At 63.2% G+C, this 19,679-nt stretch carries 16 protein-coding genes; 10 read left to right on the plus strand and 6 right to left on the minus strand.

What is annotated here, in order from left to right; translation table 11 throughout:
- Positions 1–31 precede the first annotated feature (31 nt).
- Positions 32–1,504 (minus strand): ATP-dependent RNA helicase RhlB, encoded by a 1,473-nt coding sequence (rhlB, locus tag LU688_RS04345; protein ID WP_038707404.1) that lies wholly within the window; start codon positions 1,502–1,504, stop codon positions 32–34.
- A gap of 92 nt (positions 1,505–1,596) precedes the next feature.
- Positions 1,597–2,253: an alpha/beta hydrolase gene (locus LU688_RS04350; protein ID WP_038707405.1), complete on the minus strand. Its 657-nt coding sequence runs from the start codon at positions 2,251–2,253 to the stop codon at positions 1,597–1,599.
- A gap of 335 nt (positions 2,254–2,588) precedes the next feature.
- On the opposite strand from LU688_RS04350, the gene LU688_RS04355 reads away from it, so the two are divergent.
- The 4 genes from LU688_RS04355 (at position 2,589) to LU688_RS04370 (ending at position 6,746) form a co-directional block, all read left to right on the plus strand.
- Entirely contained in the window at positions 2,589–3,617 is a 1,029-nt protein-coding gene (locus LU688_RS04355) for an amino acid ABC transporter substrate-binding protein (RefSeq protein ID WP_023629381.1), read from the plus strand.
- A 67-nt stretch (positions 3,618–3,684) separates the two neighbouring features.
- A complete protein-coding gene (locus LU688_RS04360; protein WP_094010233.1) occupies positions 3,685–4,863 on the plus strand; it encodes an amino acid ABC transporter permease in 1,179 nt (392 codons plus the stop codon).
- Between the two features lie 10 nt (positions 4,864–4,873).
- Positions 4,874–5,971, plus strand: a complete 1,098-nt coding sequence (locus LU688_RS04365; protein ID WP_023629379.1) for an amino acid ABC transporter permease — start codon at positions 4,874–4,876, stop codon at positions 5,969–5,971.
- Positions 5,972–5,981: 10 nt separating this feature from the next.
- Positions 5,982–6,746 carry an amino acid ABC transporter ATP-binding protein gene (locus tag LU688_RS04370; RefSeq protein ID WP_023629378.1) on the plus strand — a complete coding sequence of 255 codons (765 nt, stop codon included), beginning with the start codon at positions 5,982–5,984 and terminating at the stop codon, positions 6,744–6,746.
- A 43-nt stretch (positions 6,747–6,789) separates the two neighbouring features.
- On the opposite strand, the gene LU688_RS04375 is transcribed toward LU688_RS04370, so the two are convergent.
- Both LU688_RS04375 and algW read right to left on the minus strand, forming a co-directional pair.
- Complete coding sequence (locus tag LU688_RS04375; RefSeq protein ID WP_104444483.1) at positions 6,790–8,460, minus strand: S8 family serine peptidase; 1,671 nt, start codon at positions 8,458–8,460, stop codon at positions 6,790–6,792.
- 157 nt (positions 8,461–8,617) lie between these two features.
- Entirely contained in the window at positions 8,618–9,781 is a 1,164-nt protein-coding gene (algW, locus tag LU688_RS04380; RefSeq protein ID WP_094010231.1) for a Do family serine endopeptidase AlgW, read from the minus strand.
- Positions 9,782–9,987: 206 nt separating this feature from the next.
- Between algW and LU688_RS04385 the strand changes: the two genes are divergently transcribed.
- The 3 genes from LU688_RS04385 (at position 9,988) to cysN (ending at position 13,735) form a co-directional block, all read left to right on the plus strand.
- Entirely contained in the window at positions 9,988–10,746 is a 759-nt protein-coding gene (locus LU688_RS04385; RefSeq protein WP_094010230.1) for a Nif3-like dinuclear metal center hexameric protein, read from the plus strand.
- 154 nt (positions 10,747–10,900) lie between these two features.
- A complete protein-coding gene (cysD, locus tag LU688_RS04390; RefSeq protein WP_038707406.1) occupies positions 10,901–11,818 on the plus strand; it encodes a sulfate adenylyltransferase subunit CysD in 918 nt (305 codons plus the stop codon).
- Positions 11,819–11,833: 15 nt separating this feature from the next.
- Complete coding sequence (gene cysN, locus LU688_RS04395) at positions 11,834–13,735, plus strand: sulfate adenylyltransferase subunit CysN (protein ID WP_038707407.1); 1,902 nt, start codon at positions 11,834–11,836, stop codon at positions 13,733–13,735.
- A gap of 89 nt (positions 13,736–13,824) precedes the next feature.
- Here the strand turns inward: cysN and LU688_RS04400 are convergent, their stop codons facing one another.
- Positions 13,825–14,304, minus strand: a complete 480-nt coding sequence (locus LU688_RS04400; RefSeq protein ID WP_094010228.1) for an Lrp/AsnC family transcriptional regulator — start codon at positions 14,302–14,304, stop codon at positions 13,825–13,827.
- A gap of 127 nt (positions 14,305–14,431) precedes the next feature.
- On the opposite strand from LU688_RS04400, the gene LU688_RS04405 reads away from it, so the two are divergent.
- Entirely contained in the window at positions 14,432–15,628 is a 1,197-nt protein-coding gene (locus LU688_RS04405; RefSeq protein ID WP_023632306.1) for a methionine gamma-lyase, read from the plus strand.
- Positions 15,629–15,652: 24 nt separating this feature from the next.
- Positions 15,653–18,343 (plus strand): alpha-ketoglutarate dehydrogenase, encoded by a 2,691-nt coding sequence (mdeB, locus tag LU688_RS04410; RefSeq protein ID WP_232888047.1) that lies wholly within the window; start codon positions 15,653–15,655, stop codon positions 18,341–18,343.
- A gap of 112 nt (positions 18,344–18,455) precedes the next feature.
- On the opposite strand, the gene LU688_RS04415 is transcribed toward mdeB, so the two are convergent.
- A complete protein-coding gene (locus LU688_RS04415) occupies positions 18,456–18,893 on the minus strand; it encodes a Z-ring associated ZapG family protein (protein WP_023630140.1) in 438 nt (145 codons plus the stop codon).
- Positions 18,894–19,028: 135 nt separating this feature from the next.
- Here LU688_RS04415 and LU688_RS04420 point away from each other — a divergent pair, with 135 nt between their 5' ends.
- The gene (locus LU688_RS04420) at positions 19,029–19,664 is read left to right on the plus strand and encodes an alpha/beta hydrolase (protein WP_094010226.1); all 636 of its coding nucleotides are present in this window, start codon (positions 19,029–19,031) and stop codon (positions 19,662–19,664) included.
- The last annotated feature ends 15 nt before the right edge of the window (positions 19,665–19,679 follow it).

A 19,679-nucleotide genomic window follows, 5' to 3' on the forward strand; every position in this document is an offset into this window, starting at 1 on the left:
GAGCGGGCAAGCCCGCTCCTACAGAGGCCTGTCAGTGATGCTTGCGCGGCACGGGCTTCAACAGCTCGTCCGGCGGCATCTCGCACTTGATCTTGCGCCCCAGCAACTCTTCGATCGCCGGCAACTGGTACGAATCGTCCTCGCCGGCAAAGCTGATCGACACGCCGCTGGTGCCGGCGCGACCGGTACGGCCGATGCGGTGCACGTAGTCGTCCGGGTCTTCCGGCAGGGTGAAGTTGATCACATGGCTGATGCCGTCGATGTGGATGCCACGGCCGGCCACGTCGGTGGCCACCAGCACGGTGATGCGCCCTTCACGGAAGCTCTCCAGGGTGCGGATACGCTTGTGCTGCGGCACGTCGCCCGAGAGCTGGGCGGCGTTGATGCCGTCACGCACCAGTTTTTCCTCGATGCGGCGCACCTCGTCCTTGCGGTTGGCGAACACCATCACCCGTTCCCACTTGTTCTGCGTGACCAGGTTGTACAGCAGCTTGTACTTGTCGCTGCCGGCCACGGCGTAGACGTGCTGTTCGACGGTTTCGCTGGCGACGTTCTCCGGCTCGATCTCGACGATGGCCGGGTTGGTGGTCCACTGCTTGGCCAGGTTCATCACGTCGTCGGTAAAGGTGGCGGAGAACAGCAGGGTCTGGCGCTCGCTCTTGGGCGGGGTCTGGCGGATGATCTGGCGGACCTGGGGAATGAAGCCCATATCGAGCATGCGGTCGGCCTCGTCCAGCACCATCACCTCGACCATGTCCAGGTGCACCTCGCCGCGCTGGTTGAAGTCCAGCAGGCGGCCCGGGGTAGCCACCAGGATGTCGCAATGGCGTGCTTCCAGCGACTTGAGCTGCTTGTCGAAGTCCATGCCGCCGACAAAGCTCATCACGTTGAGGCCGGTGTACTTGGTCAGTGCCTGGGCATCCTTGGCGATCTGCACCACCAGCTCGCGAGTCGGGGCGATGATCAGCGCCCGCGGCTCGCCCATGTAGCGTTCCTTGGGCGGTGGGGTCTGCTGCAGCTGCGAGATGATCGAGATCAGGAACGCGGCGGTCTTGCCGGTGCCGGTCTGGGCCCGGCCGATGGCGTCCTGGCCGCGCAGGGTGTAACCCAGGACCTGCGCCTGGATCGGCGTGCAATAGGGGAAGCCGAGGTCGTGGATGGCATGCATCAGTTCATTGGAGAGCTTGAAGTCGTGGAAACGCGTCTTGCCTTCCTGCGGCTCGACGACGAAATCCTCCGGCTTCCACAGGCTCGCCTGCGGCTTGGGCTTGCGTTCGCGGCGTGGTTTGTCCTTGGCGGGCGACTCGGCGCGCGGCGGTTGGGCGACCTGGACGGCGGCTTGTGGCTCGGCCTTGGCCTTGGGCGCAGGCTTTGGCCTGGGTTTGCCCGCCTGGCGCTCTGGCGCCTGGGCGGCGGCCGGCTGAGGAGCCGGCTCGGGTTGGGACGCGGCGATGGGCGGTGCGGCGTCACCTTTGGCGAATATTTTCTTGAGTGCCTTGAGCACGGTCGTCTCGTCAACTGGTTAAGGAATGTACGCCGGGCAGTGTAATGCAAGAATCGGGCGCGGCGTAGTGCAATGCGGGCTGGGCTACAGAATCACTGCAACTGGCGGCTCAGCCAGTCGTGGATGTCCTTCAGCTCCTCGACCACCACTTCGTGCTCCATCGGGTACTCATGCCACTGGGCGGCCACGCCCCAGGTATTGAGGTACTCGAACGCCGTGCGGCCCATCGAGGGGATCACCACCGGGTCGTGCACACCATGCAGGCACAGCGCCGGCGTGCGTTGCTGGCAGGCACTCAGTTGCTGCGCGTCGCTGAAAGTCGGCGCGTAGGTGGAGAGGGCGATCACCCCGCCCAGCGCTTCCTGCCACTTTATATAGGCAGTGTGCAGCACCACCGCACCGCCCTGGGAAAACCCGGCGAGGAAGATGCGCGACAGGTTGATGCCCTTGGCCTGTTCGGCCTTGATCAGGGCGATCACCTGGTCGGCCGACTCTTCCAGTTGCGCCTCGTCGATGGCCCGCGCCGGGGTCATGGCCTTGATGTCGTACCAGCTGGGCATCTGGTAGCCGCCGTTGATGGTCACCGGACGCGTCGGTGCCTGGGGCATGATGAAGCGGGTGCTCAGCAGGCGTTCCTGCATGAATTCCGCTACCGGTAGGAAGTCGTAACGGTCGGCCCCCAGGCCGTGCAACCAGATCACACAGGCGTCGGCGGTTTTCTGCGGTTCGAGAATCAGCGGTTGGGTCATGACTGCTCCGAAAGAGTGCTGGCGTACTGATGTAGTGCTTAAAAAGAAGGCATTGCAGGCTAATGCCAGAAAAAGATGTCGCAACTCTACAACTTTTCCCACTTGACTACCGCTTAATCGCTTAAGCCTTCGACTGTGGTACGCCCTTTGCTATGTCCTTGTCATGCGAAGAGGTGGACCGGTCCCGGTAACACCCCTCGTGTGGATCGAAGGCTGTCATAGAACAGCCCATTGCGCCAATTGACCCAAAAACAAGCCAACAAGGGGTCGGATGCGCCTCATAAGGGTGCGGTGCAATTCCGGCTCATACAACAAGAGCGATTTGGAGGTTGTTGATGAAGATGTTGAAAACCACCCTGGCAGTCCTGACCGCCGCCGCCGCGCTAGGCGCCACCAGTTTCGCCCAGGCCGGCGCCACCCTCGACGCGGTGAAGAAGAAGGGCTTCGTCCAGTGTGGCGTGAGCGATGGTCTTCCCGGCTTCTCCGTGCCTGACGCACAGGGCAAGATCGTCGGCATCGACGCCGATGTGTGCCGCGCCGTGGCCGCCGCCGTGTTCGGCGATGCGACCAAGGTCAAGTTCAGCCAGCTCAACGCCAAGGAGCGCTTCACCGCGCTGCAGTCCGGCGAAGTCGACGTGCTGTCGCGCAACACCACCTGGACCAGCTCTCGCGATGCCGGCATGGGCCTGGTGTTCGCCGGCGTCACCTATTATGACGGCGTCGGTTTCCTCGCCAACAAGAAGCTCGGTGTCTCCAGCGCCAAGGAGCTCGATGGCGCCACCATCTGCATCCAGGCCGGTACCACCACTGAACTGAACGTCTCCGACTACTTCCGTGCCAATGGCTTGAAATATACCCCGATCACCTTCGACACCTCCGACGAGAGCGCCAAGTCGCTGGAGTCCGGCCGTTGCGACGTGCTGACCTCGGACAAGTCGCAGCTGTTCGCCCAGCGCTCCAAGCTGGCCGCGCCGACCGAGTACGTGGTGCTGCCGGAAACCATCTCCAAGGAGCCCCTGGGCCCTGTGGTGCGCAAGGGCGACGAGGAATGGTTCAGCATCGTCAAGTGGACCCTGTTCGCCATGCTCAACGCGGAAGAAGCAGGGGTCACTTCGAAGAACGTCGAGGCCGAGGCCAAGTCCACCAAGAACCCTGACGTCGCCCGTCTGCTGGGCGCCGATGGCGAGTACGGCAAGGACCTCAAGCTGCCCAAGGACTGGGTAGTGCAGATCGTCAAGCAAGTCGGCAACTATGGCGAAGTGTTCGAGAAGAACCTGGGCCAGAGCACCGACCTGAAGATCGACCGTGGCATGAATGCCCTGTGGAACAACGGCGGCATCCAGTACGCGCCACCTGTGCGCTGATGGCTGCACCCCGCGGCGGCATCCTGCCGCCGCGGGTCGTTCGAATCCCTTCTTTTCGGGGCACTTCATGCAAAATCAAATCGGCGCACGGAAAGGGTTTTCCCTTAGTGATCCACGTGTGCGCGCGTGGCTGTTCCAGATCCTCACCGTAGTCTTCGTGGTGGGCCTGGGCTGGTACCTGTTCCATAACACCCAGACCAACCTGCAGCACCGGGGCATCACCTCCGGTTTCGATTTCCTCGAGCGCAGTGCCGGCTTCGGCATTGCCCAGCACCTGATTCCCTACGTGGAATCGGACAGCTACGCCCGGGTGTTCGTCATCGGCCTGCTCAACACCCTGCTGGTGACCTTCATCGGCATCATCCTGGCTACCTTGCTGGGCTTCGTCATCGGCGTGGCGCGGCTGTCGCCGAACTGGATGATCAACAAGCTGGCGACGGTGTACGTGGAGACCTTCCGCAACATTCCACCGCTGCTGCAGATCCTGTTCTGGTACTTCGCCGTGTTCCTGACCCTGCCGGGGCCGCGGGGCAGCATCAATATCGATGACACCTTCTTCATCAGCAACCGTGGCCTGAACATGCCCGGCGCCTCGATGGCCGAAGGCTTCTGGCCGTTCTTGATCGCGTTGGTGCTGGCGATCGTCGCCATCGTGTTGATGGTGCGCCTGGCCAACAAGCGTTTCGATGAAACCGGCCAGCCATTCCACAAGTTCTGGGTGGGCCTGCTGCTGTTGATCGGCATCCCCGGCGTGTGCGCGTTGCTGTTCGGCAGCCCGGTGCACTGGGAAGCGCCGCAGCTCAAGGGCTTCAATTTCGTCGGTGGCTGGGTGCTGATCCCCGAGCTGCTGGCGCTGACCCTGGCGCTGACCATCTACACCGCGGCGTTCATCGCCGAGATCGTGCGCTCGGGTATTCGTTCGGTCAGCCACGGCCAGACCGAGGCAGCTCGTTCGCTGGGCCTGCGCGAAGGCCCGACGCTGCGCAAGGTGATCATTCCCCAGGCGTTGCGGGTGATCATCCCGCCGCTGACCAGCCAGTACCTCAATCTGGCGAAGAACTCGTCGCTGGCCGCCGGTATCGGCTACCCGGAGATGGTCTCGCTGTTCGCCGGTACCGTGCTCAACCAGACCGGCCAGGCCATCGAGGTGATCGCCATCACCATGAGCGTCTATCTCGCCATCAGCATCAGCATTTCGCTGTTGATGAACTGGTACAACAAGCGCATTGCGCTGATCGAACGGTGAGGGTCCTTCCGTGACAGCCCATGTTTTCAAACCCGACATGCCGCCACCGGTGAAGACCGTTGGCGTGCTCGCCTGGATGCGGGCCAACCTGTTCTCCAGCTGGCTCAACACCTTGCTGACACTGTTCGCCCTATACCTGGTATGGCTGATCGTGCCGCCGCTGGTGCAGTGGGCGTTCATCGACGCCAACTGGGTCGGCACCACCCGCGCCGACTGCACCAAGGAGGGCGCCTGCTGGGTGTTCATCCAGCAGCGCTTTGGCCAGTTCATGTATGGCTACTACCCGACGGAACTGCGCTGGCGCGTCGACCTGACGGTGTGGCTCGCCGTGCTCGGCGCGGCCCCGCTGTTCATCAAGCGCTTCCCGCGCAAAGCGGTGTACGGCCTGGGCTTCCTGGTGCTGTATCCGATCCTGGCCTACATCCTTCTGCACGGTGGCACGCTGGGCCTGGACACAGTGCCCACCAGCCAATGGGGCGGCCTGATGCTGACCCTGGTGATCGCCACGGTCGGTATTGTCGGTGCGTTGCCGCTGGGCATCCTCCTGGCGTTGGGGCGACGCTCGAACATGCCGGCGGTGAAGGTGGTCTGCGTGACCTTCATCGAGTTCTGGCGCGGCGTACCGCTGATCACCGTGCTGTTCATGTCATCGGTGATGCTGCCGCTGTTCCTGCCCGAAGGCATGAGCTTCGACAAGCTGCTGCGGGCGATGATCGGCGTGATCCTGTTCCAGTCGGCGTACATCGCCGAGGTGGTGCGTGGGGGCCTGCAGGCCATCCCCAAGGGTCAGTACGAAGCCGCCGCGGCCATGGGCCTGGGCTACTGGCGCGCAATGGGCCTGGTGATCCTGCCCCAGGCGCTCAAGCTGGTGATCCCCGGCATCGTCAACACCTTCATTGCCCTGTTCAAGGACACCAGCCTTGTGATCATCATCGGCCTGTTCGACCTGCTCAATAGCGTCAAGCAGGCCGCGGCCGACCCGGCCTGGCTGGGCATGGCGACCGAGGGCTATGTGTTCGCTGCCCTGGTGTTCTGGATTTTCTGTTTCGGTATGTCCCGCTACTCCATGCATTTGGAGCGCAAGCTGGACACTGGCCACAAGCGTTAGGAGTTTCGAAATGAGTGAAGCGATCAAGCAGCCTGCCGGCCCCGAAGGCATCATCCAGATGCAGGGCGTGAACAAGTGGTACGGCCAGTTCCATGTGCTCAAGGACATCAACCTCAACGTGCGCCAGGGCGAGCGCATCGTGCTGTGCGGGCCGTCGGGCTCGGGCAAGTCCACCACCATCCGCTGCCTCAACCGGCTTGAGGAACACCAGCAGGGACGTATCGTCGTCGACGGTGTCGAGCTGACCAACGACCTCAAGCAGATCGAGGCGATCCGCCGCGAAGTGGGCATGGTGTTCCAGCACTTCAACCTGTTCCCGCACCTGACTATCCTCGAGAACTGCACCCTGGCGCCCATGTGGGTGCGTAAGCTGCCACGGCGCAAGGCCGAGGAAATCGCCATGCATTTCCTCGAGCGTGTGCGCATCCCTGAGCAAGCACACAAGTACCCCGGGCAGTTGTCCGGCGGTCAGCAGCAGCGGGTGGCGATTGCCCGGGCGCTGTGCATGAAACCGAAGATCATGCTGTTTGACGAACCGACTTCGGCGCTGGACCCTGAGATGGTCAAGGAGGTGCTCGACACCATGGTCAGCCTGGCCGAGGATGGCATGACCATGCTCTGCGTGACCCACGAGATGGGCTTTGCCCGCACCGTGGCCAACCGGGTGATCTTCATGGACAAAGGGGAGATCGTCGAGCAGGCGGCGCCGGACGACTTCTTCGACCGGCCGCGCAGTGACCGGACCAGGTTGTTCCTGAGCCAGATCCTGCACTGATGCACTCGGCCAGCCACCTTGCAAGCAAGGGCGGTTGGCCAGTTCAGGCGCGTCTGCCACCTATGATTTGATCAAGCAGGTCAAGCGTTGCCTTGATGTTCGGGCGCGCACCGATCTGCTGTACTTGCGCCTCTTTGTAGCCCGCCTCGGTGACCAGCGCATGCATATGCGCCGTGTCCAGGCACAAGTTGTACCGACGGATGGCGTAGCCCTGGACAACCGCCAATGCCGCGGCCGTGAGTGGGGTAGCGCTCGAGGTACCGCCGAAGTACATGTACCTGGTCTCGGGCGTTCCGCCATCCCACAGGTCTGCGCCGTCCCCGTTTTGCCGCAGCGTGCCGGTTGTCGCGACGTTGTCGCCCCATGAGTTGAGGGTGGCGTGAAGGTTGTAGTTGGAGGTGCTGTGGCGCTTGCCATCGTTATGGTTGCAAGAGCCGACCATGATGCCGCCCGAGTCGCCATAGTTATTGAAGTCGGAATGCGTGGCGAGGTCCAGGCCACCATTGCCTGCGGCGAAGAGCACGATCGCACCTGCATCCACCAGGGCCCGCACCGCATCCCAGTAGCGTTTGTCGTGGACCGCCGGTGCATAGGGCAAACCACCGGAGCCCTGGATGTTGAACGCGATGATATCGCCGGGGCAGTAATCAGCCAGGATGCGTTGCCACGAGGTATTGTCATACATGTACAGGCGGGCCCCCCAGGCAACCCCCGTGACCCCCTTGCCGTTGTTACCGGCGGCAATGCACCCCGCCGACGCGCTGCCGTGGTTCTTGGCGTAGCCTGCGTTGGTGACCACGTCGATGTAGCCCTTCAGGTCCTCATGGTCCTCGAAAACCCCAAAATCCAGGAAGCGCACACTTGCCTGTTCGCCGTTTGCGTCTTGTTTCCAGGCGTTTCGTGCATTCATTCCCAAGTTGTCGTCGAGGTAGCCCTGATGCACGGTGAGGTCGGGTGTTTGTTCCAGGGACGGTGCGACTTTAGCGGTCTCTAGCGCTTTTTGTAGTGGGTAGACTGGCAGGTCGAAAGCGACGTATTTGACGATGTCAAGTTGCTCCAGCCTCTTGGCCAATTCCAGCTTCTGCCGACTATCCTGCTTCTGCGTCTTCACGCGGTACAGATTGCAGAAACGGTTGAGGTTTGCGGCCCGGCCAGTGTGGGACCATCGAGTCGCTACCCAGACCGGCTCGAAGGTGATTTGCGGGAAGCCCTCGAGCGTGAGAGGAGGACGGTTCTTTACGGTTTCATTCCCGCCGTCCTGAAACATCACTTGCAAGTCGTAGTCTTTGCCGTTGGGGGGCAACCGCCGGAAGCCTTTCAAATTTTGGCTCGCGCGGGGCGCGGGAGCCTTACTTACACTTAGGCGCTCTTTTAGGTGCTCTTGGAAAGCGCGGCATAGCCAAGAGCCATGGGTATAGCGGGTGGTGTCGATCTCCAAGTCGCTTATCCTGGATACAGACCCCTCGTAACTGTGCAGTTCCACCTCTAGCCTGTAGCGCCCCGGTTCTCGCTTCGTGAAGGTCTGCCGTTGCGTGGGAGGCTGCGAAGTCAGGGAGTCAAGAATGTAGCCGTCGGCCCTTTTCAGTATGAACTTCGCCTTGTCGACGTGCCGCAGCTCTTGCTCGGGGCACATGCACTTCAGATAAACGTGAATTTCCTCGTTGTAGTCGACGCTGGTGAAATAGCCGCTATGGATGGGGGCTTGCGTTGCCATGATTGCCTCCTGCTGATCGACACTTCCGTTTAGCGTCCGCTATCCGGGTAAAGGACAATCTACATCGGTCATGGCATGGCAACACCTGACATAAATGCCAGTGGCGCAGCGGGCTGAGGGAAACCAAAGGAGCTGCAATGCGGCCCCGGGGATATCGTCAGCGTTCTTCCTTGCCGGCGGGCACCGGCGCAGGCGGCGGTCGCAGCCCTACTTCGGCCACCAGCTTCAGTTGCTTGCCGTTGCGCATTACTTCGATCGCGACCTTGTCGGTGGGCTTGATCCGCGCCACCTGGTTCATCGACTTGCGCCCGTCGCCGGCCGGCTCGCCATTGATGCTCAGGATCACGTCGCCCAGTTGCAGGCCGGCGCGCGCTGCCGGGCCATCGCGGAAGATCCCCGCCACGACGATGCCGGGGCGGCCCTGCATGCCGAACGAGTCGGCCAGCTCCTGGCTCAATGGCTGCACTTCGATGCCCAGCCAGCCACGGATTACCTGGCCATGCTCGACGATCGACTTCATCACCTCCAGCGCCAGCTTGACCGGGATGGCGAAGCCGATGCCCTGGGAACCTCCGGACTTGGAGAAGATTGCGGTGTTGATGCCCACCAGGTTGCCGTTGGCATCCACCAACGCACCGCCGGAGTTACCCGGGTTGATCGCCGCATCGGTCTGGATGAAGTCTTCGTAGTTGTTCAGGCCCAGTTGGTTGCGGCCGGTGGCGCTGATGATGCCCATGGTCACGGTCTGGCCGACACCGAAGGGGTTGCCGATGGCCAGGGTCACGTCACCGATATGGATGTTGTCAGAGCGGCCGATGGTGATCGCCGGCAGGCTCTTGAGGTCGATCTTCAGTACCGCCAGGTCGGTTTCCGGGTCGCTGCCGATCACTCGGGCAAGGGTTTCGCGGCCATCCTTGAGGGCCACGACGATCTGGTCGGCGCCGCTGGTGACGTGGTTGTTGGTCAGCAGGTAGCCTTCCGGGCTCATGATTACCGCCGAGCCCAGGCTCGATTCCCAGCGCCGCTGCTTGGGCAGGTTGTCACCGAAGAAGCGGCGGAACTGCGGATCCTCGAACAGCGGATGCGCGCTCTTGTTCACCACCTTGGTGGTGTAGAGGTTGACCACTGCAGGCGCTGCCAGGGTCACGGCATCGGCATAGGAGACCGGTCCCTGCATGATTTTGGTGGTTTGCGGAGCTTGTTGCAGGTTGACGTCCTGGCTGGGCAGGCCGACCCATTCGGGGAAGCGCTGGATGACCAGCATGGCGATCAGCACACCGGTGAGCAGGGGCCAGCCGAAGTAACGCAGAGCCTTGAACATGAATGGATCCTGGGAGTAGGGCGGGGGCCGTGACAATGTGGCCCGGGGCGCGAGCGGGCGCGATCATACACCTGATAAAACCGAACGGCGATGGCCGGACACCCCGAGCGCCCGCCAGCGGTTTCCCCCACGCCGGCGACGGCCCATAATGGCGGCCATTATAGAGCCTGACGCCCGCCGCAACGCCGAATTCGAGGAGATTTTTCATGGCAGTCGCCCTAAACACCCTGGTCGAGGAAGCCGAGCGCTACCTGGTCAGCGCCAGGATCCAGGATTACTGCCCCAACGGCCTGCAGGTCGAGGGCCGCCCCCAGGTCAGCCGCATCGTCAGTGGCGTAACCGCCAGCCAGGCGTTGCTGGACGCGGCGGTCGAGGCCGAGGCCGACTTGGTGCTGGTGCACCACGGCTACTTCTGGAAGGGCGAAAGCCCCTGCATCACCGGCATCAAACAGCGCAGATTGAAGACCTTGCTCAAGCACGACATCAGCTTGCTGGCCTTCCACCTGCCGCTGGACGTGCACCCGGAGGTGGGCAACAACGTCCAACTGGCGCGCCAGCTGGACATCACTGTCGAAGGCCCGCTGGATCCGAACAATCCCAAGGTGGTGGGCTTGGTCGGTTCGCTGGCCGAACCAGTCTCGGCGCGGGATTTTGCCCGCCGAGTGCAAGAGGCACTGGGGCGCGAACCGCTGGTGGTCGAGGGTGAGCGGATGATCCGTCGAGTCGGTTGGTGTACCGGAGGCGGGCAGGGCTACATCGACACAGCCATTGCCGCCGGAGTCGACCTGTTCCTCAGTGGCGAGGCATCGGAGCAGACCTTTCACAGTGCCCGCGAAAACGGCATCAGCTTCATCGCCGCCGGCCATCACGCCACCGAGCGCTACGGCGTGCAGGCGTTGGGTGATTACCTGGCGCGGCGCTTCGCGGTCGAGCATCTGTTCATTGATTGCCCAAACCCGATCTGATCGGCTTTTCGCCAGGCAAGGCCCAAACCCGCAGTCATATCATTAGACCTTTTCGATCTAGTCGCACGCCTAAATAGAATCAGGCGCTGTGATAAAGTGGCTCGCTCGAACACGGCCCGCAGGCCGTCCATAAGATCGTTTTTCGTGAGTAGCCATGGTCGACAATCTGACGCACTTGAAACAGCTGGAGGCGGAGAGCATCCACATCATCCGCGAGGTGGCCGCCGAGTTCGACAACCCGGTGATGCTGTACTCGATCGGCAAGGATTCCGCGGTCATGCTGCACCTGGCGCGCAAGGCGTTCTTCCCGGGCAAGCTGCCGTTCCCGGTGATGCACGTCGACACCCAGTGGAAGTTCCAGGAGATGTACCGCTTCCGCGACAAGATGGTCGAAGAGATGGGCCTGGAGCTGATCACCCACGTCAACCCCGAGGGTGTGGCGCAGGGCATCAACCCGTTCACCCATGGCAGCTCCAAGCATACCGATATCATGAAGACCCAGGGCCTGAAGCAGGCGCTGGACAAGCACGGCTTCGACGCCGCCTTCGGTGGGGCGCGCCGCGACGAAGAGAAGTCGCGAGCCAAAGAGCGCGTCTACTCGTTCCGTGACAGCAAGCACCGCTGGGACCCGAAGAACCAGCGCCCGGAGCTGTGGAACATCTACAACGGCAAGGTCAACAAGGGCGAGTCGATCCGCGTGTTCCCGCTGTCGAACTGGACCGAGCTGGACATCTGGCAGTACATCTACCTCGAAGGCATCCCGATCGTGCCGCTGTACTTCGCCGCCGAGCGTGAAGTGATCGAGAAGAACGGCACCCTGATCATGATCGACGACGAGCGCATCCTCGAGCACCTCTCCGAGGAAGAGAAGGCGCGCATCGTCAAGAAGAAGGTGCGTTTCCGTACCCTGGGCTGCTACCCGTTGACGGGTGCGGTCGAGTCCGAAGCCGAGACCCTGACGGACATCATCCAGGAAATGCTCCTGACCCGGACGTCCGAACGCCAGGGCCGTGTCATCGACCACGATGGCGCCGGTTCCATGGAAGACAAAAAACGCCAAGGCTACTTCTAATTTCAGGGTTCCAGCATGTCGCACCAATCTGATCTGATCAGCGAGGACATCCTCGCCTACCTGGCCCAGCACGAGCGCAAGGAACTGCTGCGCTTCCTCACCTGCGGCAACGTGGACGACGGCAAGAGCACCCTGATCGGGCGCCTGCTGCACGATTCGAAGATGATCTACGAGGACCACCTCGAGGCCATCACCCGTGACTCGAAGAAGTCCGGCACCACTGGCGAGGAAGTCGACCTGGCGCTGCTGGTCGACGGCCTGCAGGCCGAGCGCGAGCAGGGCATCACCATTGATGTCGCCTACCGCTACTTCTCCACCGCCAAGCGCAAGTTCATCATCGCCGACACCCCGGGCCACGAGCAGTACACCCGCAACATGGCCACCGGCGCCTCGACCTGCGACCTGGCCATCATCCTGGTCGATGCCCGCTACGGCGTGCAGACCCAGACCCGCCGGCACAGCTATATCGCATCCCTGCTGGGCATCAAGCACATCGTCGTTGCGGTCAACAAGATGGACCTCAAGGGCTTCGACGAGCAGGTCTTCGAGTCGATCAAGGCCGACTACCTGAAGTTCGCCGAGGGCATCGACCTCAAGCCGAGCAGCCTGCACTTCGTGCCGATGTCGGCGCTCAAGGGTGACAACGTGGTCAACCGCAGCGAGCGTTCGCCGTGGTACACGGGCCCTGCGTTGATGGAGATCCTCGAGACTGTCGAGATCGCTGCCGACCGCAATGTCACCGACCTGCGTTTCCCGGTGCAGTACGTCAACCGCCCGAACCTCAACTTCCGCGGCTTCGCCGGCACCATCGCCGGTGGCGTGGTGCACAAGGGCGACGAGATCGTCGTGCTGCCGTCGGGCAAGAGCAGCCGGGTCAAGTCCATCGTCACCTATGAAGGTGAACTGGAGAACGCCGGGCCTGGCCAGGCGGTGACCCTGACCATGGAAGACGAGATCGACATCTCCCGTGGCGACCTGCTGGTGCATGCCGACAATGTTCCAACGGTGGCCGACCAGTTCGACGCCATGCTGGTGTGGATGGCCGAGGAGCCGATGCTCCCGGGCAAGAAGTACGACATCAAGCGCGCCACCAGCTATGTGCCGGGCTCGATCGCCAGCATCACCCACAAGGTCGATGTGAATACCCTGGAGCAGGGCGCCGCCAGCGCGCTGCAACTCAACGAGATCGGCCGGGTCAAGGTCGCCCTGGACAGCGCCATCGCCCTGGACGGTTACGAGAGCAACCGCACCACCGGCGCATTCATCGTCATCGACCGCCTGACCAACGGCACCGTCGGCGCCGGCATGATCATCGCCCCGCCGGTCCTGCCACACGGCGGCACTGGCCAGCACGGCAAGCTGGCCCATGTGTCCACCGAAGAGCGCGCCCTGCGCTTCGGCCAGCAGCCAGCCACCGTGCTGTTCAGTGGCCTGTCGGGCGCCGGCAAGAGCACCCTGGCCTATGCCGTGGAGCGCAAGCTGTTCGACATGGGCCGTGCAGTCTACGTGCTCGACGGCCAGAACCTGCGTCACGACCTGAACAAAGGCCTGCCGCAGGACCGCGCCGGGCGCACCGAGAACTGGCGCCGCGCCGCCCATGTGGCGCGCCAGTTCAACGAAGCCGGCCTGCTGACCCTGGCCGCCTTCGTCGCCCCTGATGCCGAGGGCCGCGAGCAGGCCAAGGCGCTGATCGGCAAGGAGCGTCTGGTTACGGTGTATGTCCAGGCCTCGCCTATGGTGTGCCGCGAGCGTGACCCGCAGGGCCTGTATGCCGCCGGTGGCGACAACATCCCGGGCGAGAGCTTCCCATTCGATGTGCCGCTGGATGCGGACCTGGTGATCGACACCCAGTCGGTCAGCGTCGATGAAGGCGTTAAGCTGGTGCTGGATGTGCTGCGTCAGCGTGGGGCGATCTGATTGATTGCCTGATGTGAAAAACCCCGCTTCGGCGGGGTTTTTCATTTGTACGGCGTTTGTTGGCAGGATTTTGGGTCTGCTTTGCGACCCTAGATATGCTTCTCCGACACCGGAATCACCCGTCGCTCTTTCACCGCCTTGTACGAAAAGCTCGAATAGATCTCCTTCACCCCCGGCAACCGCTGCAGCACCTCCCGGGTGAATTCGCCAAACGATTCCAGGTCCCGTGCCAGGATCTCCAGCAAAAAATCATAGCGCCCGGAGATATTGTGGCAGGCGACGATCTCGGGGATCTCCATCAGCCGTTTCTCGAACGCCAGGGCCATTTCCTTGGTGTGCGAGTCCATCATGATGCTGACGAACGCGGTCACCCCGAAGCCCAGCGACTTGGGCGAAAGAATGGCCTGGTAGCCGGTGATGTAGCCGTTGTCCTCGAGCAATTTGACCCGCCGCCAGCAGGGCGAGGTGGTCAGGGCGACCTGGTCGGCGAGTTCGGAAACGGTCAGGCGGGCGTTGTCCTGCAGGGCGGCGAGCAGGGCGCGGTCGGTACGGTCGAGCGTTGAAGGCATATCTTGCCCTCCTGGTTCTATTTTTGTTGTTTTTCTTTCAAAACATGCCCGATTGCGTGGGCAAGTTTGGAAAAAGCGCGGCAGCTTGGTGGCATAAGCTTATAACAAACCACAAGAGACTGTTGCCATGCGCGACTCCAACAACAACACCGGTTTCTCCACGCGGGCCATCCACCATGGCTATGACCCGATGTCCCATGGCGGCGCCCTGGTGCCGCCGGTCTACCAGACCGCCACCTACGCTTTCCCGACTGTCGAGTATGGCGCCGCCTGCTTCGCCGGCGAAGAGCCGGGGCACTTCTACAGCCGTATTTCCAACCCGACGCTGGCCCTGCTGGAGCAACGCATGGCGTCGCTCGAAGGCGGCGAGGCAGGGCTGGCGCTGGCCTCCGGGATGGGCGCCATCACCGCCACGCTATGGACCCTGCTACGCCCGGGTGACGAGCTGATCGTCGGCAGCACCCTGTATGGCTGCACCTTCGCCTACCTGCACCACGGCATCGGCGAGTTCGGCGTGAAGATCCGCCATGTGGACCTCAACGACATCCCGGCACTCAAGGCCGCGATCACCGCAAAGACGCGGATGATCTACTTCGAGTCGCCGGCTAACCCCAACATGCAGTTGGTGGATATCGTTGCCGTCGTCGAGGCTGCAAAGGGCCATGACCTGAGCATCGTGGTCGACAACACCTACTGCACGCCCTACCTGCAGCGCCCGCTGGAACTGGGCGTCGACCTGGTGGTGCATTCGGCCACCAAGTACCTGTCCGGACATGGCGATATCACCGCCGGGCTGGTAGTCGGGCGCAAGGCGCTGGTCGACCGCATCCGCCTGGAAGGGCTCAAGGACATGACCGGCGCCGTGCTCTCGCCCCACGACGCCTCGCTGTTGATGCGCGGCATCAAGACCCTGGCCCTGCGCATGGACCGCCACTGCGCCAATGCCCAGCAGGTGGCCGAGTTTCTCGCCGAACAACCTCAGGTTGAGCTGCTGCACTACCCGGGCCTGCCATCCTTCCCGCAGTACGCGCTGGCCCAACGGCAGATGCGCCTGCCGGGCGGGATGATCGCCTTCGAGCTGAAGGGCGGGATCGAAGCCGGGCGCCGTTTTATGAACGCCCTGCAGCTGTTCAGCCGCGCGGTGAGCCTGGGCGATGCCGAGTCGCTGGCCCAGCACCCGGCGAGCATGACCCACTCCAGCTATACCCAGCAGGAGCGTGCCGAGCATGGCATCTCGGAAGGGCTGGTGCGTCTGTCGGTGGGGCTGGAAGACATCGACGACCTGCTTGCCGACATTGCCCAGGCCCTGAAGGCCTGCGCCTGAATCGCCACGGACGAGGCCTGCGCGATGGTAGCGATGATGAACCCGAACGAGCCGTTGACGGCCCTTGATACCGCCCTGGACAGCGATCCAGCGGAAACCGCCGAGTGGTGCGAGGCGCTGGCCTCGACCCTGGCTCACTGCGGCCCGGCGCGGGCCCGCTACCTGCTGCAGCGCCTGCAGGCCCATGCCCTCGAGCTGGGCCTGGAGCGCGAGGCCCAGGTCTTCTCGGCCTACCGCAACACCGTGCCGGTGGAACAGCAGGGCGCTTACCCCGGTGATCTCGAGCTGGACGAGCGTATTACCGGCATCCTGCGCTGGAACGCCCTGGCCATGGTGGTACGGGCCAACCACGCCTATGGCGAGCTGGGCGGGCATATCGCCAGCTACGCCTCGGCGGCGGAAATCTTCGAGGTCGGCTTCCAGCATTTCTTTCGCGGCGAGGGCGGTGGCGTGCAGCGCAGCGGCGACCTGGTGTTCTTCCAGCCGCACTCGGCGCCTGGCATCTATGCCCGCGCATTTCTTGAAGGGCGCCTGAGCGAGGAACAGCTGGCCAACTACCGGCAGGAGGTCGGCGGCAACGGGCTGTGCTCCTATCCGCACCCTTGGCTGATGCCGGACTTCTGGCAGTTTCCCACAGGTTCCATGGGCATCGGCCCGCTCAATGCGATCTATCAGGCGCGCTTCATGCGCTACCTGCATCATCGCGGGCTGCTCGACACCTCTGCCCGGCATGTCTGGGGAGTGTTTGGCGATGGCGAGATGGACGAGCCGGAGTCGACCGCCGGCCTGACCCTGGCTGCCCGTGAAGGCTTGGACAACCTGACCTTCATCGTCAACTGCAACCTGCAGCGCCTGGACGGCCCGGTACGCGGCAATGGCCAGATCATCCAGGAGCTCGAAGCGTTGTTCAGCGGTGCCGGCTGGAACGTGATCAAGGTGCTGTGGGGTTCGGAGTGGGACGCCCTGTTCGCCCGTGATCACGAACACGCGCTGCTGCGCCAGTTGGCGGCGACGCCCGACGGTCAGTTCCAGACCCTCGGCGCCAAGGACGGCAGCTACAACCTCGAACACTTCTTCAAGCAGAACCCGGCCTTGCAGCGCCTGGTGGCGCACATGAGCACCGAAGAGATCAACGCCCTCAAGCGCGGTGGTCATGATTTTCGCAAGCTGCATGCCGCCTATGCCGCCGCCAGGGCCTGGAAGGGCCGGCCGACGGTGATCCTGGCCAAGACCAAGAAAGGCTATGGCATGAGCAGTGCCGGCGAGTCGCGGATGACCGCGCACCAGGCCAAGAAACTCGACGTGCAGGCACTGCTGGCCTTCCGCGACCGTTTCCATTTGCCGTTGTCGGATGAGGCGGTGGAGCAACTGCGTTTCTATCGCCCGGCCGAAGACAGCCCGGAGATGGTCTATCTGCGCCAGCGCCGCCAGGCACTGGGTGGGCCGCTGCCGCTGCGGCGCAACGACTGTGCCACCTTGCCTGTGCCCGAGCTGGAGGCATTCGGCGGTTTCGCCCTGCACGCCGAAGGCAAGGAGATGTCCACCACCATGGCCGCGGTGCGCTTGCTGGGCAACTGGCTCAAGGCGCCGGGGTTGGGGCCACGAGTGGTGCCGATCGTCGCCGACGAGGCGCGCACCTTCGGCATGGCCAGCCTGTTCCGCCAGATCGGTATCTATTCGCCCCACGGGCAACGCTACGAGCCGGAGGACGCAGGCTCGCTGCTGGTCTACAAGGAGTCGCGGGACGGCCAGCTGCTGGAGGAGGGCATCACCGAGGCCGGGGCGATCTCTTCATGGGTCGCGGCAGCGACCGCCTACGCGGTGCATGGCGAGCCGATGCTGCCGGTGTACATCTACTATTCAATGTTCGGCTTTCAGCGGGTCGGCGACCTGATCTGGGCTGCCGCCGACCAGCGTGCCCGGGGCCTGTTGCTGGGCGCCACGGCGGGGCGCACCACGTTGGGCGGCGAGGGCTTGCAGCACCAGGACGGATCGAGCCTGGTAATGGCATCGATGGTGCCCAACTGCCGGGCCTGGGATCCGTGCTTTGCCGGCGAGCTGGCGGTGATCCTCGACCATGCCGCGCGGCGCATGCTGGTGGAGCAGCAGGATGAGTTCCACTATGTGGCGGTGATGAATGAAAACTACCCGCAGCCGTCGTTGCCCGAAGACATGCACGACGATGTACTGCGAGGCATGTATCGCTTTGCCCGGCATTCCTCGGCCGCACCCCGTGGCCAGGTGCGCTTGTTGGGTTCGGGCACCATCCTGCGCGAGGTGATTGCCGCCGGCGAGTTGCTGGCCAGTGACTGGCAGGTCGACAGCGAGGTGTTCAGCGTCACCAGCTTCAGCGAACTGGCGCGTGGGGCCAGGGATGCGCAACGCTTGGCGATAGCCGGGGAGCAGGCGGATTGCCATGTGCGTCGTTGCCTGCCCGGCGCCGCCCCGGTGATCGCGGCCAGCGACTATGTGCGCGCCTGGCCGCAATTGATCGCCGAGTATGTGCAGGCGCCCTATGCCACCCTGGGCACCGATGGTTTCGGGCGCAGCGATACGCGCCAGCAGTTGCGACGGTTTTTCGAGGTGGACCGGTATGCCGTGGTGCTGGCGGCCTTGCATGGGCTGGTATGCCAGGGCGTATTGCCGAGGGATGTACTGGGGCAGGCGCGGGCGCTTTATGACATCGGCGAGGAGGGCGCGGCCTGGTATCGCTGAGGTGATCCGGGCCGGCTCTATCGCGGCCCAAGCCCGCTCCCACGGAGTGTTAGGGCGAGTAGACAGCGCCCACAAAAAAGGCCTCTTGCGAGGCCTTCTTCATGTCATCGATTCAGCGCTTGAGCCCGTAGCTCTCATCGAGCATGCCCGGCGAGTTCGGCGACTTCGGTGCGTAGTCGCGTGGCACTTCGGCGGTATCCTTCGGCGGCGTCAGGCGATCACGCGGGCCTTGCGCGGCTTCGGAGTGCAGCGCGGCCAGCAGGCGTTGGCGGGTCAGCTCGTCCAGGGCCAGGCGGTTGGCGCCGTCGGCCAGGTGATCCTGCACGTCCTGGTAGCTCTGGGTCAGTTTTTTGACCAGCGATGCAGTGCTGTTGAAGTGGGTTACCACTTCGTTCTGGTAATTGTCGAAGCGCTGCTGGATGTCATCCAGCTGGCGTTGGGTGTTGCTTGGTGCCGCGTTGGGCAGCAGGCGGGCCAGCGCGAAACCGACGACGACACCGACAACCAGGGCCAGGGTCGGCAGCAACCAAACAAGGAGCGAGTGTTCCACGAGTCCTTCCTCTATAAACGGCTTTGCTTTACGTTAACGGCTCAGACCTGCGCTGTATACCGCGAGCGATCGCAAATCAGAACAGAATTCCTTTGCTAGACGAGTCGACCCTTCACGAGGTCACGGAGTAGTACCTTGCTTATCCGCGAAACCCCCTTGTTCATTGATGGCCCGACCGGCCAGCTCGAGGCTTTGTACCTGGACGTGGCCGATGCCCGCGGCGCGGTGCTGATCTGCCACCCCAACCCGGTCCAGGGCGGCACCATGCTCAACAAGGTGGTCTCGACCCTGCAGCGTACCGCCCGTGATGCAGGTTACGTCACCCTGCGCTTCAACTACCGCGGCGTTGGCCAGAGCGCCGGCAGCCATGACATGGGCGCTGGCGAGGTAGCGGATGCCGAGGCTGCCGCAGCCTGGTTGCGCCAGCAGCATCCCGAGCTGCCGTTGGTGCTGATGGGCTTCTCCTTCGGCGGCTTCGTTGCCGCCAGCCTGGCCGGTCGCCTGGAGGCGGCGGATGTCGAGCTGCAACAGCTGTTCATGATCGCCCCGGCGGTGATGCGCCTGAACGCGCAGTTCCCGCTGCCCGAGCGCGTCGCGCTGATCGTCGTGCAGCCGGACACCGACGAAGTGGTCGATCCGCAACTGGTCTACGATTGGTCCGCCGCCCTGTCGCGCCCCCACGAGCTGCTGAAAGTGGCAGAATGCGGACACTTTTTCCATGGCAAGCTGACCGATCTGAAGGATCTGCTGCTGCCGCGCCTTTCGAACTGAGCCAAGCCTGAATAA

It is taken from the genome of Pseudomonas soli (genome assembly GCF_021283165.2).
In the GTDB taxonomy this organism is placed as follows: domain Bacteria; phylum Pseudomonadota; class Gammaproteobacteria; order Pseudomonadales; family Pseudomonadaceae; genus Aquipseudomonas; species Aquipseudomonas soli.

Coding starts and splice junctions, on each gene's coding strand:
- LU688_RS04350 (WP_038707405.1), bottom strand. CDS start 2,253: ATGACCCAACCGCTGATTCTCGAACCGCAGAAAACCGCCGACGCCTGT.
- LU688_RS04355 (WP_023629381.1), top strand. CDS start 2,589: ATGAAGATGTTGAAAACCACCCTGGCAGTCCTGACCGCCGCCGCCGCG.
- LU688_RS04360 (WP_094010233.1), top strand. CDS start 3,685: ATGCAAAATCAAATCGGCGCACGGAAAGGGTTTTCCCTTAGTGATCCA.
- LU688_RS04370 (WP_023629378.1), top strand. CDS start 5,982: ATGAGTGAAGCGATCAAGCAGCCTGCCGGCCCCGAAGGCATCATCCAG.
- LU688_RS04375 (WP_104444483.1), bottom strand. CDS start 8,460: ATGGCAACGCAAGCCCCCATCCATAGCGGCTATTTCACCAGCGTCGAC.
- algW (WP_094010231.1), bottom strand. CDS start 9,781: ATGTTCAAGGCTCTGCGTTACTTCGGCTGGCCCCTGCTCACCGGTGTG.
- LU688_RS04385 (WP_094010230.1), top strand. CDS start 9,988: ATGGCAGTCGCCCTAAACACCCTGGTCGAGGAAGCCGAGCGCTACCTG.
- cysD (WP_038707406.1), top strand. CDS start 10,901: ATGGTCGACAATCTGACGCACTTGAAACAGCTGGAGGCGGAGAGCATC.
- cysN (WP_038707407.1), top strand. CDS start 11,834: ATGTCGCACCAATCTGATCTGATCAGCGAGGACATCCTCGCCTACCTG.
- LU688_RS04400 (WP_094010228.1), bottom strand. CDS start 14,304: ATGCCTTCAACGCTCGACCGTACCGACCGCGCCCTGCTCGCCGCCCTG.
- LU688_RS04405 (WP_023632306.1), top strand. CDS start 14,432: ATGCGCGACTCCAACAACAACACCGGTTTCTCCACGCGGGCCATCCAC.
- mdeB (WP_232888047.1), top strand. CDS start 15,653: ATGGTAGCGATGATGAACCCGAACGAGCCGTTGACGGCCCTTGATACC.